Annotated in this window: 20 protein-coding genes and 1 pseudogene; 14 read left to right on the plus strand and 7 right to left on the minus strand. The window is 70.0% G+C overall.

Features of this window, described 5'->3' with window-relative positions; genetic code table 11:
* Together A5694_RS22840 and A5694_RS18075 are read left to right on the plus strand one after the other, a co-directional pair.
* The coding region (locus tag A5694_RS22840) for a metallopeptidase family protein (protein WP_165605204.1) at nt 1-104 on the plus strand (104 nt) is incomplete at its 5' end.
* A gap of 59 nt (nt 105-163) precedes the next feature.
* Nucleotides 164-352: a hypothetical protein gene (locus A5694_RS18075; protein WP_064923686.1), complete on the plus strand. Its 189-nt coding sequence runs from the start codon at nt 164-166 to the stop codon at nt 350-352.
* 7 nt (nt 353-359) lie between these two features.
* On the opposite strand, the gene A5694_RS18080 is transcribed toward A5694_RS18075, so the two are convergent.
* Together A5694_RS18080 and pheA are read right to left on the minus strand one after the other, a co-directional pair.
* Nucleotides 360-1,049, minus strand: a complete 690-nt coding sequence (locus A5694_RS18080; RefSeq protein ID WP_064923705.1) for a histidine phosphatase family protein — start codon at nt 1,047-1,049, stop codon at nt 360-362.
* Nucleotides 1,046-1,921, minus strand: coding sequence for a prephenate dehydratase (pheA, locus tag A5694_RS18085; RefSeq protein WP_064923688.1), 876 nt, complete (start codon nt 1,919-1,921; stop codon nt 1,046-1,048). The genes A5694_RS18080 and pheA overlap by 4 nt, the downstream gene beginning before the upstream one ends.
* 149 nt (nt 1,922-2,070) lie before the next feature.
* Between pheA and A5694_RS18090 the strand changes: the two genes are divergently transcribed.
* Together A5694_RS18090 and A5694_RS18095 are read left to right on the plus strand one after the other, a co-directional pair.
* A complete protein-coding gene (locus A5694_RS18090) occupies nt 2,071-2,901 on the plus strand; it encodes a DUF2470 domain-containing protein (protein WP_064923690.1) in 831 nt (276 codons plus the stop codon).
* Between the two features lie 22 nt (nt 2,902-2,923).
* On the plus strand, nt 2,924-3,676 hold the full coding sequence (locus A5694_RS18095) for a CPBP family intramembrane glutamic endopeptidase (RefSeq protein ID WP_064923692.1): 753 nt from the start codon (nt 2,924-2,926) through the stop codon (nt 3,674-3,676).
* Nucleotides 3,677-3,681: 5 nt separating this feature from the next.
* On the opposite strand, the gene A5694_RS25120 is transcribed toward A5694_RS18095, so the two are convergent.
* Entirely contained in the window at nt 3,682-6,012 is a 2,331-nt protein-coding gene (locus A5694_RS25120) for a cellulase family glycosylhydrolase (RefSeq protein WP_275084993.1), read from the minus strand.
* 115 nt (nt 6,013-6,127) lie between these two features.
* Nucleotides 6,128-6,841, minus strand: coding sequence for a DUF1275 family protein (locus A5694_RS18105; RefSeq protein ID WP_234786555.1), 714 nt, complete (start codon nt 6,839-6,841; stop codon nt 6,128-6,130).
* Between the two features lie 359 nt (nt 6,842-7,200).
* On the opposite strand from A5694_RS18105, the gene A5694_RS18110 reads away from it, so the two are divergent.
* Nucleotides 7,201-8,352 (plus strand): LCP family protein, encoded by a 1,152-nt coding sequence (locus A5694_RS18110; protein WP_064923696.1) that lies wholly within the window; start codon nt 7,201-7,203, stop codon nt 8,350-8,352.
* Between the two features lie 141 nt (nt 8,353-8,493).
* Nucleotides 8,494-9,033, plus strand: a complete 540-nt coding sequence (locus A5694_RS18115) for a ferritin (protein WP_064923697.1) — start codon at nt 8,494-8,496, stop codon at nt 9,031-9,033.
* A 21-nt stretch (nt 9,034-9,054) separates the two neighbouring features.
* Here A5694_RS18115 and A5694_RS18120 read toward each other — a convergent pair whose 3' ends face one another.
* Together A5694_RS18120 and A5694_RS18125 are read right to left on the minus strand one after the other, a co-directional pair.
* Nucleotides 9,055-9,870: a glycerophosphodiester phosphodiesterase gene (locus A5694_RS18120; RefSeq protein ID WP_064923698.1), complete on the minus strand. Its 816-nt coding sequence runs from the start codon at nt 9,868-9,870 to the stop codon at nt 9,055-9,057.
* 4 nt (nt 9,871-9,874) lie between these two features.
* Nucleotides 9,875-10,963: a DUF4328 domain-containing protein gene (locus A5694_RS18125; RefSeq protein ID WP_064923699.1), complete on the minus strand. Its 1,089-nt coding sequence runs from the start codon at nt 10,961-10,963 to the stop codon at nt 9,875-9,877.
* A 504-nt stretch (nt 10,964-11,467) separates the two neighbouring features.
* On the opposite strand from A5694_RS18125, the gene A5694_RS24185 reads away from it, so the two are divergent.
* From A5694_RS24185 to A5694_RS18160, 8 genes and pseudogenes are all read left to right on the plus strand, one after another.
* Nucleotides 11,468-11,626: a hypothetical protein gene (locus A5694_RS24185; RefSeq protein ID WP_165604377.1), complete on the plus strand. Its 159-nt coding sequence runs from the start codon at nt 11,468-11,470 to the stop codon at nt 11,624-11,626.
* A 183-nt stretch (nt 11,627-11,809) separates the two neighbouring features.
* Nucleotides 11,810-12,430 carry a superoxide dismutase gene (locus A5694_RS18130; RefSeq protein WP_046282829.1) on the plus strand — a complete coding sequence of 207 codons (621 nt, stop codon included), beginning with the start codon at nt 11,810-11,812 and terminating at the stop codon, nt 12,428-12,430.
* A gap of 187 nt (nt 12,431-12,617) precedes the next feature.
* On the plus strand, nt 12,618-13,154 hold the full coding sequence (locus A5694_RS18135; protein WP_064923700.1) for a hypothetical protein: 537 nt from the start codon (nt 12,618-12,620) through the stop codon (nt 13,152-13,154).
* Between the two features lie 122 nt (nt 13,155-13,276).
* A complete protein-coding gene (locus A5694_RS18140; RefSeq protein WP_064923701.1) occupies nt 13,277-13,966 on the plus strand; it encodes a TMEM165/GDT1 family protein in 690 nt (229 codons plus the stop codon).
* Between the two features lie 338 nt (nt 13,967-14,304).
* Nucleotides 14,305-14,703, plus strand: a complete 399-nt coding sequence (locus tag A5694_RS18145) for a helix-turn-helix transcriptional regulator (RefSeq protein WP_064923702.1) — start codon at nt 14,305-14,307, stop codon at nt 14,701-14,703.
* 65 nt (nt 14,704-14,768) lie between these two features.
* The gene (locus tag A5694_RS18150; RefSeq protein WP_064923703.1) at nt 14,769-15,428 is read left to right on the plus strand and encodes a DUF6474 family protein; all 660 of its coding nucleotides are present in this window, start codon (nt 14,769-14,771) and stop codon (nt 15,426-15,428) included.
* Nucleotides 15,429-15,595: 167 nt separating this feature from the next.
* Complete coding sequence (locus tag A5694_RS18155; RefSeq protein ID WP_082952736.1) at nt 15,596-16,267, plus strand: YcnI family protein; 672 nt, start codon at nt 15,596-15,598, stop codon at nt 16,265-16,267.
* Nucleotides 16,264-16,485, plus strand: a pseudogene (locus A5694_RS18160) (copper resistance protein CopC); the annotation flags it as partial. The gene A5694_RS18155 and the pseudogene A5694_RS18160, both read left to right, overlap by 4 nt.
* On the opposite strand, the gene A5694_RS25340 reads toward A5694_RS18160, so the two are convergent.
* Nucleotides 16,430-16,762: copper resistance CopC family protein (locus tag A5694_RS25340; protein ID WP_428844287.1), on the minus strand; the 333-nt coding region annotated here is incomplete at its 5' end. The pseudogene A5694_RS18160 and the gene A5694_RS25340 sit on opposite strands and share 56 nt — an antisense overlap.

A 16,762-nucleotide genomic window follows, 5' to 3' on the forward strand; every position in this document is an offset into this window, starting at 1 on the left:
CCGATGACGAGGTCGTCGACGAAGTGCGGATCACGGTGATCCACGAGATCGCCCACCACTTCGGCATCGACGACGACCGGCTGCACGAACTGGGCTGGAGTTGAGCCGGCCCGCCGCGGCGCGGCAAAACGCCGTTGTCGGCAGGCAGTGCTAGGAACTACCCATGGATGACCACTGCCGAGCCTGCCGGGCGGGGTTGGACCACTGCCACGGCACCCTCATTCACCACGTGCTGCATGCCGCCGAGTGCACCGAGGACGGCTGCCCCGGCGAGGTGCTGCTGCATTCGTTCGCCGTGGACTGCGAGGCGGTCGGCTGCCGCTGCGCCGAGGTCTACGCGCTGGCGATCTAACCCAGATCTAACCCATCGGGTCGGTATCGGAGCGCAGCGCGTCGCCGACCGGGTCCGCCTCGGGTTCGGGATAGAACGGCGGCGTCAACGCGCCCCACTGCACGCAGCTCCACCGGCCGTCGGTGATCGGTGACAGCACCACCGCCTCGGCGTTGTCCAGGTGGTGATTCAAGACGAAACCGCCGTCCACCCCCGCCAGCGTGGCCGCCGCCAGGCGAATCGCCGCGCCGTGGCTGACCACGACGATGTCGCCGGTCCAGTCGTCGTCGTCGAGGTAGCGCATCCGCAGTTCGGTGACGACCGGCAGATAACGGTCCAGCACCTCCTCGGCCGTCTCGCCGCCGGGCAACGCGACCCCCGGTTCACCGGAGTGCCACCGTTGATAGATCGCATTGAATTCGGCGATCGCGTCGTCGTCGTTGCGGTTCTCCAGCGCACCGGCCTGCACCTCGTGGATGCCGTCGAGGGCGCGGGCGGGCAGCCCGAAGCGGCCGCTGATCTCCGCGGCGGTCTGCACGGCGCGGGTGGCCACCGAGTGGGTGACCAGCGCCGGGCGGTGCAACCCGTTGCCCGCGAATGCCCGGGCCTGCTCGCGGCCCAACGGGGTCAGCTCCGATCCGGGCGGGCGGGTGTCGAGCCGGCGCTCAACGTTGCCGTAGGACTGCCCGTGCCGCACCAGCACTAGCCGGCCGCTCACGTCGGCGCCTCCGTCCGACCGGCCGGCCCTGCGGGCCACGACCCCAGATATCGCACGTCGGCGCAGCTTTGGCGCAGCGCCTGCAGCGCCTCACCGACGGCGGGGTCGTCGATGTGCCCCACACAGTCCAGGAAGAACAGGTAGGTGCCCAGCTCCGTGCGGGTCGGCCGGGACTCGATCCGGGTCAGATCGATTCCGCGGCTGCCGAATTCGGTCAGTGCGGCCGCCAGGGCGCCGGGCGCGTTATCCAGCCGCAGCACCACCGACGTCCGGTCGGCACCGGTGCGCCGCGGCGGCGGCGCGGGTGTGCCGACCAGCACGAAGCGAGTGCGGGCGTTGGGTTCGTCGATCACGCCGTCGGCCAGGGTAGGCAGTCCGCGCTGCTGCGCGGCCAGTGCGGTGCTCACCGCGGCGTCGGCTTCGCCGTCGCAGACCTGCTGCGCGGCAGCGGCATTGGAGTTCGCCGGCACGATGTGAGCCTGCGGCAGGTGCTCGGCCAGCCAGCGTCGCACTTGGGCGCCGGCCACCGGGTGGGCGGCCACGGTGCGGATGTCGGCGACCGTCCGTCCCGGCGCGACGACGACCGAGAACGCGACATCCAGGGTGGTTTCGGCGAACACCTGCAGCGGCGAACCGACCGCCAGCCCGTCGAGGGTAGGCGTCACCCCGCCCTCGATCGAGTTCTCGATCGGCACGCAGGCGTACTCGACGGCGCCGGTACGCACCGCCTCCAGTGCGGCCGGCGTGCTCTCGGCCGGCACGGCGCGATGGTCGTGATGGTCACAGCCGGGAACCAGCCCGGCGCCGGTCAACGCGAGCAGCGCCGTTTCGGTGAAGGTCCCCGCGGGGCCGAGATAGCTGATGCGGGTCACGGCTCAACCCTATCGGCCATGGCACGGTCGGGCGGCCGGCGCCGCGTGCAACGGGGGCGGCGCCGCGAACCGCTCCGCAGATTTCCTGTTGCGCCGAAGGGGGCCAGTTAATTAAGTTAGGCTTACCTCACTTACTGAAAGGGTGATCGATGGCAACCACCACAGCGGTAACCGTCCCGACCGCCGCGGAGCGGATCCGCAGCGCCTGCGTCCGGGGTCAGGCACTGCTGGCGATCGCCGACACAGTCGACGCGGCGCCGGTCAACGCACCGCTGTGCCACCTGCTGTCGGACGGGTCTCTGGCGGTCGCGGTGCCTGTCGGCGATCCGGTCGCCGAGGCGGCCGCCGCCGAGACCGGCGTCTCGGCGATGCTGGAGCTGACCGACCACGCCCCGCTGCGGCTGCGGGAACGCGTCCGCGCGCTGGCGTGGATCCGTGGTCGCCTGCAGGCGGTGCCCGCGCCGAAGATCGCCGCACTACTCGACCGGATCGCCGCGGTCGACCCGAACCCGGCGCTGCTGCAGGTGATCTCACCGCGCTCGACCGCCGCGGCATCCGACGGCCCGAGCCTCGGTGACGCGGACGGCAGTTACGCACTGCTGCAGCTCACCCCGGACTCGGCGGTGTTGGCCGATGCGACCGGGGCCGAGGCGGTCGCCGTCGAGGATCTGCTGGCGGCGCGCCCCGACCCGTTCTGCGGGATCGAGGCGCACTGGCTACACCACCTGGACTCGGCGCACCCCGAGCTGGTCGCCCGGCTGGCGACCACCAAGCTGCCGCCGCAGCTGCGGCGCGGGCGGCCCCGCCCGCTGGCGGTGGACCGCTACGGCATGTGGCTGCGGGTCGAGGCCCCCGACGGCGATCACGATGTCCGGCTGAGCTTCCCGCGCCCGGTCACCGACGTGTTGAGCCTGAACCGGGCGGTGCGTGCCCTGATGGGTTGCCCGTTTCTCAACGGGTTGCAGCCCCGCCCCCGGTAGCGGCCCGGGTTACCGTGTCGAGGTGACCGAGCCGGCGGCCCAGCGACGCGCGCTGTGTCTGGAGATCGCCGTGGTGCTGGCGGTCACCTACGGGCTGAGTGCCGTCACCGCGATTCTGCAGCTCGCCGACGCGGTGCTGCGCGACCTGAGCGCCCAGCGGATCCCGCTGAACCCGCGCCGGTCCTATTTCGGGCTCATCGACTTCGGCCTCAACGCGGCGTGGGCGGCGCAGCTGATCGCCTGGGGAGCGCTGGCGCTGTATCTGCTGTGGCGCAGCGGATACGGCCCGGCCCGGGTCGGGCTGAACCGCAGGCCGAGCCGCCGCGATCTGGCCGGTGGCCTGGGCTTGGCCGCACTGATCGGGCTGCCCGGGCTGGTCCTGTACCTGTTGGCCCGAACCCTGGGCCTCAACGCCGACGTCATCCCCGCCGCGGTCACCGACACCTGGTGGCGCGCGCCGATGCTGATCGTGATCGCCTTCGCCAACGGCTTCGCCGAGGAGGTGATCGTCGTCGGCTATCTGCTGACCCGGCTGAGCCAACTGCGGGTCGCCCCGCTGGTGGCGCTGACCTGTTCGGCCCTGCTGCGCGGCACGTACCACCTCTACCAGGGCTTCGGCGCCGGCCTGGGCAATGTCGCGATGGGCCTGGTGTTCGGGTACGCCTGGCAGCGCACCGGCCGGCTGTGGCCGTTGATCCTGGCCCACGGCCTGATCGACACCGTGGCGTTCGTGGGCTACGCGCTGTTCGCCGACAAACTCGGGTGGCTGCGCTGACCCTGCTACCCGCCCGCGACGGGAGTCACGGTGACGGTGATGCTGCTGGCCCCGGCACTGGATTCGATGACCAGCACCGAGGCATTGTTCGCCGAGACGACTTCGCCGCCGGTGACGCTGACCTGGTAGCCGTTCGGGAACTGGACGTCCGGGATGGAGATCCTGGTTTCCGACCCGGCGGCGAAGTTGCCCGAGCCGTCGGCCATGGCCGTGGAGTAGCTCAACGAGAAGACGCCGCCCTGGAACGACCAGCTGCTCGGGACGCCGGCGATCACCTGCGGGTACGGCTGGGCCAGTGTCGCCACGATGGGCCCGTCGACGTTGTCGCCGGTCGGCGCCATGTTGGTGTTGTGCACCAGCGACCCCGCCTCGTTGGTGTAGCCCCAATACAGCCAGCCGAACCGGTGCGGGTCCATCGAGCCCAATTGGCTGCCGATGGTGTCGATGTTGTGGGTGGCACCGAACTCGGTCACCACTCCCGGGACGCCGTACTGGTCGATGTAGCGCTGCGCACCGTCCATGATCATCCCGTCCCAGAATGAGCAGCCGGTAGCACTGCCACCGCCCAGGGCGTCGAAGATGCAGTAGTCGTGGAACGCGAAGACCGCGTTGTCGTCGTCGACCCCGCCCAGGTGGGTGACCGCAGTGGCGTTGCCGAACAACACATTCGGTTCGTAGTACACCGTGGTGTTCGGGTCGACCGACCGGATCGCCGAGATCACCTGGTCGTAGAACGGGGTCAGTGTCTGGGTGTCGAAGTGCGGGTTGCCGAGCAGGCTGCCCAGCCATGCCGAGCCCAGCCACGGCTCGTTCATGAGTTCGTAGCCGGCCACGCCCGGGGTGCCGCCTAGGTAGTCGGCGACGGTCTGCCACATCCGGGCGTAGGCGTTCTGCAGCCCGATGCCGTTCACCTTCTCATTGGCCCAGAAGGCATCCCAGGCCTGGTTCTGCGCCGGGTTGAGCGCATAGGCGAACGGGAACGGCTGGCTGGTGTCGTTGTCTCCCGCGTTGAACAAGGTCGCCCAGTCCGGCGCACCGTGGCCGCCGACCTCGGCGCTGTAGAGATCCTGGTGCATGTCGATGACGCTGACGATGCCGTGCGCCTTGAGGGTCTCGATGGTCTCCTTGACCGACGCAAGGTACGCCCAGTTGTATGCCCCGGGCTGCGGCTCGATCTGGTCCCAGTACAGGCCCAGCCGAACCGCGGTGAAGCCGTTGGCGGCCAGGAAAGCCGCGTCGTCCTCGTCGAAACCGTTGCCGCCCGGCGAGAACGGCGCCGACTTGTATACCTGGTTGACGCCCTGCAGGATGACCACCCGGCCCTGGTCGTCGACGATCCAACTGCCGGCGGTGCCGAGTTCAGCCGGGCCCTTGTCCGGGGCGCCGTCGAGCGTGCCGAAGTGGCCGACGGCGCCGTGGCTGCCCAGCGCGCCGCCGACGCCGCCAGCCCCGCCCAGGGCGGGCAGATCACCTTGGCCGAGGTAGACGCCGTTGCCGGCGCGGCCGCCGGCACCGCCGCTGCCGAACCACGCTGAGCCGTTACCGCCGTCGCCGCCGTTGCCGCCGATATGGGTGCCGTCGCCGCCGGCACCACCGGTGCCGCCGACACTGAGCAGCCAGCCGACCCCAGCACCACCGGCGCCACCGATCCCGCCGGTCACCCCGCCGCCACCGGCACCGCCGGCCCCGCCGACACCCATGAACCATCCGCCGGCCCCACCGACACCACCGGCGCCTCCCTCGCCACCGGCGCCGCCGGCGCCACCGTTGCCGAAGAACCCGGCGGCACCGCCGGCCCCGCCGACACCCTCGGCCGCGGTGTTGTCCCAGCCGGCCCCGCCGTCACCGAACAACCAGCCCGCCGCGCCACCGTCGGCATGCTCCTGCGTGCCGGCCGCGCCGTCGCCGATCATCGTTCCCGCGCCCAGCGCGGTGCTGAGCTGATTCAGGCCGGCGACGATCGGCGCCGCGCCGGCGCTGTTGATCCAGCCCTCGATCCCGGTGTGCAGCGGGGTGTAGATGAGGTCCTGCAACCATCCCGTCGGGTCGGTAGGCAGGCTGGCCACCGCCGCCCCGGCCAGCAGGTCGTCCCAGTGTCCCGGGTCGAAGAACGCGTCCCAGGCCGCCCGGCTGAACGGCGCGTCCCAATCCAGGCCGCCGGTAGCGGCATCGACGAACGGCGCCAGCACCTGGTCGAACACGGCATCGAAGCCCTCAGCAGAGGCCGTCGGCGCCCCCGCCAGCGGGGTCACCCCGAACGCCAGAAACGCCCCGACGGCGGTGCCCAACCCGACAGTCCGACGATTCCGCTTCGAGGTGGTCGGACGCGCCATCATCGGGTAGACCTCTTTCCGTAGCGACGGAGAACTCGCGGCCAAGATAACAGCTGGGTGCGAAAATCACGAGCAATACCTGAGAAAAGGCGAAATCGGTGGACCCCGTCGCGACGGCTCAGTTCCGGAGCCGGCGATGGCCGGCGCAGAAATAGCTGTATCCGGTCGTCAGTGCACAGATCAGGCTGGCGATCGCCAACATGTAGGTACCGCCGGCGACCAGGCCGATACCCCCGCCGATGGCGGCGCCGAGCACAAAGGATCCGAACAGCAGGAAATATCCCAGCCAATCGGCGAGTCCGCCGCCGCTGACGTGCCGCTCGATACCTTGGCCCATCTTCACCAGCGTGCCGGTCACATAGCTCAAGGGGATCGAGACCTCACCGTTCCGATCGACGAAGGTGGTGTTGAGCGCGCCGATACCGAACGTCATCAACACGATCGGGAAGAACGGCAAGGGAAGCTCGGGGCCGCCCAACAGCACGGCGTCAACCACGGTGGCCAGCACCAGCGCCAGGGTGGTCAGCACGGTGGTGGCATAGGGCCGCGTCGGCCACAGGTGCCGCCGGCATAACGACGCGCTCACCACCCCGGCGACAAACGCTGCCAGAAGCAGCGCCGCCGAGACCGCCAGCCAGGGCGACGCCGCGACCCAGTCATCCTCGGCGTAGTAGCCCATCACGGCGCGCTGCGCGTTGCCGGTCATGAAGGTGACGAAGTATCCGGCGGAGTGGGTAAACGCCGTGGCGCCCAATAGGCCCGCCAAGCCGGCCAACACCCACGACAACTTCGTCTCGCTGTCATATCGTTGACGAATTCGCTTGCCCGACAGCGGGTCAGCGCATCGCTCGGCAGAGATTTCGTCGGGCACCAGTGTGCTTCCTTCCAGTCATCGGCACCGTCAGCCGGCTTGACAGCCGGACAGCCAAGGCGGTCACTCCGCCTGCTATCCGAGCTGGAACATCATGGGGTGCAGCAGGAATCGCGAAGCGCCGGAAAGTCGGACGCCGCCGCGCCCAGCTGTGCCGCCCTGTCACCCGACGGCACGATCGCTTGGTCGATATGCATCGACATCGCGTCACTGGTCCCACCATTTTTAAAAACGCGAACCGGGCATCGCCATGGTGCTTGACACCCATTTGCGGGCCAATGGTTCGCGTATACGAATCGCCGGCCGCGTAGATTGGGCAGGTGAACGGCGATCGCAGACCCGTGGGGCCGCGGCGGCCCTGGGATCGGCAGCCACCGCCTCGCCCGCCGCGGGAGCCGCCGCCACTGCTGCACCGCCATCCGTATCGGCCCGCATCGCCGATGCACCGGCCGGCGCCTTCCCCGCCGGCGCCGGCGGTACACCGGCGGCGGCCACCGGCCCGACCGCGCGCACCGCGGCGGCGATCCTGGCTGCGCCGCCTGACGGTGCTCGCGCTGCTGGTGGTGCTGCTCGGCGCGGCCGGCCTGGTCGGTGGTGCCGTTTGGCTCGACTCCGCGCTGCACCGCGCCGCGGTGTTCTCCGGCTACGCCGATCGGCCGGCGCCCGGCCGAGGTACCACCTGGCTGCTGGTCGGCTCCGACAGCCGCGCGGACCTCACCGTCGAGCAGCAGCAGCACCTGACCACCGGCGGCGACGTCGGCAACGGACGCACCGACACCATGCTGCTCATCCACCTGCCCGATGCGGGCTCGGGCTCACCGGCCACCGTGGTGTCCATCCCGCGCGACTCCTATGTGCCCATCCCCGGCTACGGCCATGACAAGATCAACGCCGCGTTCGCCCTCGGCGGCGCGCCACTGCTGACCCGGACGGTGGAGCAGGCCACCGGACTGCGGCTGGACCACTACGTCGAGATCGGGTTCGGCGGGTTCGCCGCGCTCGTCGATGCCCTCGGCGGGGTCACCCTATGCCCGGGCGAACCGATCGACGACCCGCTGGCCGGGCTGACCCTGCCGGCCGGCTGCCAGCAGCTGGCCGGCCAGGCCGCCCTGGGCTTCGTGCGCAGCCGGGCCACACCACGCGCCGATCTGGACCGGATGGACCACCAGCGGCTGTTCCTGTCCGCGCTGCTGGCGCGCATTGCCGATCCGGCGGTCTGGCTCGACCCACGACGCTGGTATGCCGTGCCCAACGCCGTCGTGCGGGCGCTGACGGTGGACTCCGGGGTGGGCGTGTCGGAGCTGGCAGCGCTGGGCTGGGCGCTGCACGGCCCGACCACGATGCAGACCGTGCCGATCGGAGAGTTCACCAACACCGACTCCGGCGACGCGGTGGTGTGGGACCACCAGCAGGCCGCGCGGCTATTCGATGCGCTGAGCCGCGACGAGCCGCCGACAACCGACACCCGGTAATGAACGACAATTCCCGATCTGCAATTACCGACGCTCTGGAAGAACCATTTCAGCCTATCCTATCTTTACTTAGGCAAAGCTGCCCTATATAAGCCTCGCCTTGGATGCGCACCGGGTCTGACCAGGGGTAGCATCGCGCTCATGTCCGAGACTGATAACCACACGTCGAAATTCCATGCACTGCTCCAGGAGCAGATCTACCACGAATTCACCGCGGCACAGCAATACGTCGCCGTTGCCGTATATTTCGACGGCGGCGATTTCCCGCAATTGGCGAAATTCTTTTACGCCCAGGCCGTCGAGGAACGCAGCCACGCGATGATGATGGTGCAGTACCTGCTCGATCGCGGCGTGGCGGTCGAGATCCCCGGGGTGGACGCGGTCCGCAACCGCTTCGACGCCCCGCGGGACGCGCTGGCGCTGATGCTCGACCAGGAGCGCACCGTCACCGAGCAGATCAGCCGCCTGACCAGCGCGGCCCGGGATGAAAGTGACCACCTCGGCGAGCAGTTCATGCAGTGGTTCCTGCGTGAGCAGGTCGAAGAGGTGGCGACCATGACCCGGCTGCTGCGGGTGGCCGATCGTGCCGGCCACAACCTGTTCGACCTGGAGAACTTCATCGCCCGCGAGATCGGCACCGGCAGGCCGGAAGCCGGCGCGCCGCGCGCCGCCGGCAGCTGACGCCGCTCCCACACCGGCTGATCAGCCCGCCCGCAACCGCGCCTTGGTTCGGGCGGGCTGATTGGTGGCGATCCACGCGACGCCGACATCTCGACAGAAGTCGACGTCCTCGTCGCGGTCGACGGTCCAGCAGTACAGCGCGCGACCGCGCGCGGCGGCATGGTCGACCAGCTCGGGGTGCTCACGCAGCGTTGCGATCGAGGGACCGATGGCGGTCGCCCCGACCGTGGTTGCGGCGCTGCCACCCAGATAGCGGGCCGCCGACCCCAACAGCACCGTCGGCAGCAACGGCGCCGCCCGGCGGATCCGCCACACCGCCGCCGCGGAGAACGACATGACCACCGCACGCGAGCGGGTCGCCGACGCCGGTGAGGCGATCCCGAATCGGTGCAGCAGCGCAAGAACTTTTCGCTCGACCAGCGCGCCGTAGCGCACCGGGTGCTTGGTCTCGATGAAGATCTTCACCGGCCGTTGCCAGTCCAGGACCAGCGCCACCAGCGCGTCGAGGGTGAGCAGTCCGGCGTGCCGGGGATCGGCGGCCTGCGGCGGTCCGATCGGCCGGCTGTTGTGCCAAGCCCCGTAGTCGAAGCTCTGCAGCTGCGACAGCGTCATCTCACTGACCAGCCCCGCCCCGCTCGACGTCCGGTCCACCCGCCGGTCGTGCACGCAGACCAGGTGACCGTCACTGGTCAGCCGCACATCGCACTCGACGCCGTCGGCGCCCTCCTGCAGCGCTAGGTCGTAGGCGGCGAGGGTGTGTTCCGGGCGGTCGAACGACGCGCCCCGGTGCGCGACCACGAAGGGGTGCTGCGCCACCACATCGTCGGCCGCTGCCATGGGTTTATGCTGCCGGTTCCCGTCCGCCGGGCCCGCCAACGGCGGCCGGTGTCGCCGCGGTTTCCGGCTCCGGAGCCCCCGCGGTGTCCGGCGGCGCCGTCGGCGCGGTGTCGCGGTCATCGGCGACCACCACCCAGTGGTGGGCGGGCCGCCCCATCGATCGCTGTTCGAATCCCTCAACCACCCGGGCCACCGCTACCACCGCGGCCAGCCCAAGCAGGTAGGCGACCACCGTCGCGACCATGTTGTTGGCGATGCCCTGAGCGTCGTCGGCCCAGCGGGTTGCCGTGGCGAAGACGGCGGCCGCGGTGCTGATTGCCCACACCAGCCACCACACCACGATGGGTTTGCGCAGCCGGCCCAGCCGATCCTCGCGCCCGGCCAGCTCGAGCGCGTAGACCGGGGCCCAGGCCAGGTTGACCAGCGGCACCAGGCAGCCGGTCCACAGCGCCCAGGCCGGCCGTGACTCGGGCAGATGCAGCCGGGCGAACGCCGCCGACCGGCGGGCGAGCAGCCAGCGGGTCAGCACCACGGCGCAATGGATAACCGCCGCGATCGCGGCCAGGCTGGCCAGGCGGCCCAGCCAGACCGCACCACCGGCGAGCAACGGATGCAGCAGCCGGGTGCGGTTGATGATCATCAGGACGTAGATCAGCGCGTGTACCAGCGCAGCGATACCCAGCGCGGCGACCGCGCCTCCCAGCGCCCTTTCCAGCGACCGCGAAGACGGCGCGGCCCGCTCCTCCTGTTTCGCTGCCGCGGCGGCGGGGCCGGGTGCGCCCATCAGAGTCCAGCGTGGCATCACCGAGTAGCGCGGAGTGGGGCCCAGCGGGCGGCGCCGACGACGCTGCGGAGGCGGCGGACCCGGTCGCACTGCGATCCAGCGATAACCGGGGCCCAACCGGGGCGGTGAATCGGGCGGCGCCATGGAGTGGCTGGCCGGCGCGGGCGGTCCCGGCTGGGCCCACTGCAGCTCCGCTTCCTGCGCGGGTGTCAGCGGCGCCCACAGCGCGCCATTGCAGCGCGGGCACCAGGCCCGCCGCCGGTCGCGCACATTCCACCGCGTGCCGCAACGGGAGCACACCTGAATCACCGCACCAGCGTAACGGCGATCGCAAGGTCGGCGGAGCCGACCGCAGCGGGTCGCCGCCACCGGCACCGCAGCGGGTCACCGCCACCGGCACCGCGGCGATGCGACGGGTCCGGGATGCGGCCCAAGCCGGGTCGGAACCCGTTCAGCTACACCTAGCTATCCACAGTTTCCACAGGTTTATCCACACACCGGTCCGGGGTAGGAAGGCCGATGAGGTGCTTTTGTGCCGCGCTCGAACGGGCGACTGTGGATAACGAGCAGTCGCCGAGGTGAGCTGATTAACAGCGTCGAGCGAAATCTCTTGATTCACTAACCAGCTGTCCCGGCCGCCCGCCTGGACGCTATGCGGACGGCATCGATGCAGGCAGACGGCTGATACCAGTCGTATTTTTCTCCCGGGCCGACAAAGCGCTATGATCGCCGTCACAGAACGGTTGTGATGCGCCTCACGGGGGTGGGCGCGACGGTGAGCTTTGGGGGCACAGCGATGTCGAGGGCAGCGGCATGACGGCACGTCCGATCGGACCCGGCCCCGTCGCCACGGCGACGGGTTGGCACGCCGGATCATCGACCTACACGCGCGGCTATCTGCTGGCCTCGCTGCGCGCCGGCGTGATCGCGCTGGTGCTGCTGACATTCCTGCTGGCGATTGTTCTGATTTAAGCGCTGCGCCTGGCCGCGGCGGCCCGACCGGTTGTTGCGGTACACCCGGTGTTGGAGCAGTGTTGGTCGAGGTGGCCTCACCACATCGCGGCCGCGTTGCCGGTGGGGTGCCGCCAGAACGTCAACGCACGTCGACAATGATCAACGGTGATCGACACCGGATCGACCGAAGGAAGGAACCCCGTGGCCGACTACACCTTGCCGGACTTGGACTGGGATTACGGAGCCCTGGAGCCGCACATCTCGGGCCAGATCAACGAGCTGCACCACAGCAAGCACCACGCCGCCTACGTCTCCGGCGCCAACAGCGCCCTGGAGAAGCTCGCCGAGGCACGCGCCAACGACGACCACGGCGCGATCTTCTTGAATGAGAAGAACCTGGCGTTCCACCTCGGCGGGCATGTCAACCACTCGATCTGGTGGAAGAACCTGTCCCCCAACGGCGGTGACAAGCCGACCGGCGAACTGGCCGCCGCCATCGACGACGCATTCGGGTCGTTCGACAAGTTCCGTGCGCAGTTCACCGCGGCTGCCAACGGCCTGCAGGGGTCGGGCTGGGCGGTGCTGGGCTACGACACCCTCGGCGGCAAGCTGCTGACCTTCCAGCTCTACGACCAGCAGGCCAACGTGCCGCTGGGCATCATCCCGCTGCTACAGGTCGACATGTGGGAGCACGCCTTCTACCTGCAGTACAAGAACGTCAAGGCGGACTACGTCAAGGCGTTCTGGAACGTGGTCAACTGGGCTGACGTGCAGTCCCGGTTCGCGGCCGCCACCTCGAAGACCTCGGGTCTGATCTTCTAGTCCGTCGCAGAGCCTGACGTGGGGCGTCGCGCCGTTGGCGCGGCGCCCCACGTGCGCTTTCCTCACCGATTCGTTACCCGTCGCGCCGCCGTGTCCGCTTGCGCCGGTCCGCCGGCTGTCGCATGCTGCCAGGCAACCCACCCGCTGGAATGCGAGCAGACGAACCAAATGTCGCGGAGGGTGTGCGATGGCGACGACAGGATCCGGCCGGGCGATCGAAGTCGCCCCCTTCCATTCCCACGGCGAACTACACGGATTCGTGGTCTTCGGCCGCTGGCCGGATTCGACCAAGGAATGGGCGCAGCTGCTCAGTATCGCGGTCCGGGTCGCATCGATGCCCGGATTGCTGGCCACCACAACGGTATTCGGCACCCGAGAAGAACTTCCTGACAACCCGGGACCGGGCACCGTCGGATTGCTGCTGGCCGAAGGCACCGTCTCCGGGGAATCGGCGATCGCGCCGGGGTACTTCGCCGGCCATCAGCCCGCTGCGCTGCTGATGCTGCACCCGCCCTCGGAAACCATTCCGTCGCTGCCGGAATGCCGGGGCGCGGCGTCGGGATGTGTGCTGCTGCCCGGCCTGCCCCATCTGGGCCTGGAGCACCGGGCGGCGTGGGTCGAAGCCGAATCCGACGGCACCGTCACGTCGATGGTGAGCCGGGTGGGCGTCGATCCCGTCAGCCATCCCGACACCGCGATTCTGGCCATGCTCCTTGCTGCATAAGGCAATTCAAATCGCGGGATCCCTGCGCCGGATCGCCAAATTCGGGTCGCCGAAATCCCCGCAGCGCTGGCGGGCGGGCCGAGCGGTCACTAGCCTCGGCAGCTGACGAAAGGTCGTCCCGCATGCTCGCCGCCGTGCTGATCAGCCTTCCAGTGGTGTTCTTGGCTGAACTCGGCGACAAATCGCAGCTGATCACCATGACCTACGCCCTGCGGCACCGCTGGTGGGTGGTGTTGAGCGGAGTGGCCATCGCGGCGTTTGCGGTCCACGGCATCTCGGTGACGGTCGGGCACTTTCTGGGGCTGACGTTGCCCGCACGCCCCATCGCCGCCGTGGCCGGGGTGGCGTTCCTGGCTTTCGCCGCGTGGACGTGGCGCGAGGGCAACACCGCTGACGCCGGCGAAACGGCGGTGCCGGAGCCGCGGTTCGCGCTGCTCGCGGTGGTGTCCTCGGTGCTGCTGGCCGAACTCGGCGATAAGACGATGCTGGCGACGGTGGCATTGGCCAGTGACCGCAACTGGCTGGGGGTGTGGCTCGGCGCCACGGCCGGCATGGTGCTGGCCGACGCGGTGGCCATCGCGGTCGGCACGGTGCTGCACCGTCAGCTGCCCGAGCATCTGCTGCACGAGGCGGCCGGCCTGCTGTTCGCCGCCTGCGGCCTGTGGATGATCCTCGACGAGGCGCTGGGCCGGCGCCCGTTGGCCATCGCCGCGGTCGCCGGATTGATCGTGCTGGCGTCCGGGGCAGCGCTTCGGCGGGCCGCCCGGCGACGGCGGGGACAGACCGCCGGCGACGGATCCGCGGCCCGGTAGCAAATATCCCCGACGACTCTGCGTGCGGTGCGAACTTCACTTCGCCGGACGGGCGTCCGAAGCCGGGGACCGACGGTCGATCCCGGGCGGCGTCGGGCAGCAGCCGCGGGCGACGCAATTGTGCTTGTTAGACCGCGAAACTGCGGCCGCAATGGCCGATCCGGCCGGCGGATGAACCACGCGTAGCACCGCCTGACATCAAGATCGGATTCGCTGCCGAATCACCCTTGGTTGTGTGGGTATCTATGGCTACGATGATCAGCAAATCATCAGACGTGACGGCTCCCCCCTCGCCGAGCGCCTGTCGACCGCTTTGCCGACCCTTGGAGGTCCTATCGATGAGCGCGACCTTCGCTGTCCGCTTGAACCGCCTTTTCGATGTGGTCTATCCGCCCGGACGCGGGCCACACACCTCCGCCGAGGTGATCGCGGCACTCAAAGCGGAGGGCATCACGATGTCGGCTCCCTACCTGTCCCAGCTCCGCTCGGGAAACCGGACGAACCCGTCGGTGGCCACCATGGCCGCGCTGGCCAATTTCTTCCGGATCAAACCGGCGTTTTTCACCGACGACGACTACTACGCCAAGCTCGACGCCGAATTGACCTGGCTGGACAGCGTCCGCGACGCCGGGGTGCGCCGGATCGCGACCCAGGTTGTCGGGCTGTCGCCCGAGGCCCAGCAGGACATCCTGGACCGCATCGACGAGCTGCGCCGCAAGGAGCACCTCAGCGCCTGAGCCGTCGACGCCGCGATTAGGGTGGCTGAATAGGTTCCAGCGAGACACCGGGGAGGCGGCCGCGAATGGGCCTGTTCAGAAAACGCAAGAGCCGCGCCACCCGGCGCGCCGAGGCGCGGGCGCTGAAGGCCGGGGCCAAACTCGAGGCGCGGTTGGCCGCCAAGGGCGAGGCGAAACGCTTCAAAGCCGCCCAGCGCGCTGACGCCAAAGCCCTGAAGGCGCAGCTCAAATCCGACCGGAACCGCGACCGCACAGCGCTCAAGGCGGCGGAGACTCAACTCAAGGCCGCCCGCGACGGCAAGCTGCTGTCGCCGGCCCGGATCCGCCGGACCCTGGTGGTGTCGCGGATGCTGGCGCCCATCGCGGTGCCGCTGGTGTACCGCGCCGCCATGGCCGTCCGCGGCCTGATCGATGAACAGCGGGCCGACCGGCTCGGGGTGCCGCTGGCCCGCCTCGGCGAGTTCTCCGGCAACAGCGCCCAGCTCTCGGCGCGGATCGCCGGGGCGGAGAAGACGCTGCGCCTGGTGGCCGAGCGCAAGCCCAAGGACTCCGAGACCCGGCAGTTCGTCACGGCGATCACCGCACGGTTGAGCGACCTGGCCACCGCGGTGACCGCGATCGAGACCATGCCGGTGGATCGGCGCCGCGCCGCCTCCGCGGCGATCAGTGCACAGCTCGACGGCATCGACGCCGATCTGATGGCCCGGTTGGGGCTGCCGTCATGAGCCCGGCGGTTCAGCGAGGCTCGACGGAGGAGAGGCGAAGCTGGGACCGCCGCATGAACCCGGCGGTTCAGCGAGGCTCGACGGAGGAGAGGCGAAGCTGGGACCGCCGCATGAGCCGAGCGGTTCAGCGAGGCTCGACGGAGGAGAGGCGAAGCTGGGACCGCCGCATGAGCCGAGCGGGCGCGCTTGCCGCGGCGATCGTCGCCACCGGTTGGGCCGTCGGTACCGGACCGGCCGGGGCGCACGTGCACGCCAGCAGCCCCGGAGCGGTGCGCGGCGGCGTCGCGATGGTCACCTTCGAGGTGCCCAACGAATCGCCGACCGGTTCTGCCACAACCGAACTCACCGTGACGCTGCCGGATGTGGCGTCGGCGCGCACCGAGACCAAGCCCGGCTGGACGGCCCGGCTGGACCGTGACGCCAAGTCCGGGGCAGTGCGTTCGGTCACCTGGACGGCCGACGCCGGCGGTATCGGCGCCGACCAGTTCGGACTGTTCCGGATCGCGATGAAGCTGCCCGACGCCGACACGGTGGATTTCCCGTCGGCGCAGCGTTACGCCGACGGCACCGTGGTGCGCTGGGATCAGGCGCCCCCGCCCGGCGGCGGCGAGGCCGAGCGCCCGGTACCTTCGCTGCACCTGGCGGCCGGCCCGGCAGCCCCGCCCGAACACCACGCCCAGCATCCGGCGCCGGCCGTGTCCGCAGGCCCGGCACCGACGACCGAATCCGGGTCCGGTGGCTCTCAGCACGCCGACAATGCGGCCCGGCTGCTCGGCGGCGCCGCGCTGCTGGTCGCCGCGCTGGCCGCCGCCCTCGCGCTGGTCCGGCGGCGGGCATGACGGGGGCCGTGCGACGCGCGCTGGCCGCGCTGTTCACCTTGACCGCGCTGTTGGCGCCGGTGGCGGCCCCGGGGGTGGCTGCCGCGCACGCAGTATTGGTGTCGGCCGATCCGGCCGGCGGGGCTGAGCTGTCGCGCGGACCCGAACGCGTCAGCGCCACCTTCAACGAGCAACTGCAGACCAGTTTCGCCGCCATGACGGTGGTGGGACCGGACGGGCACCTGTGGTCCACCGGCGAGACACAGGTCCAGGGGCCCGTCGCCAGCGTCGCGGTGCGTCGCCGTGCTCGGTCACAGCCGGGCCGGGTTCGGCCGTGCCGGCCACCGTCAACCGGAACGGCCACGAACCCGACACCACATGACCGTCGGCGGAGGTCACCCGATAGTTGACGGTGTAGGTGCCGGCCGGACCGAGCGGGCGCACCGCGACGCTGGCGACGGGCCCCTGGACCTGTGTCTCGCCGGTGGACCACAGGTGCCCGTCCGGTCCCACCAT

The sequence above is a fragment of the Mycolicibacter sinensis genome, from assembly GCF_001667945.1.
Classification (GTDB): domain Bacteria; phylum Actinomycetota; class Actinomycetes; order Mycobacteriales; family Mycobacteriaceae; genus Mycobacterium; species Mycobacterium sinense_B.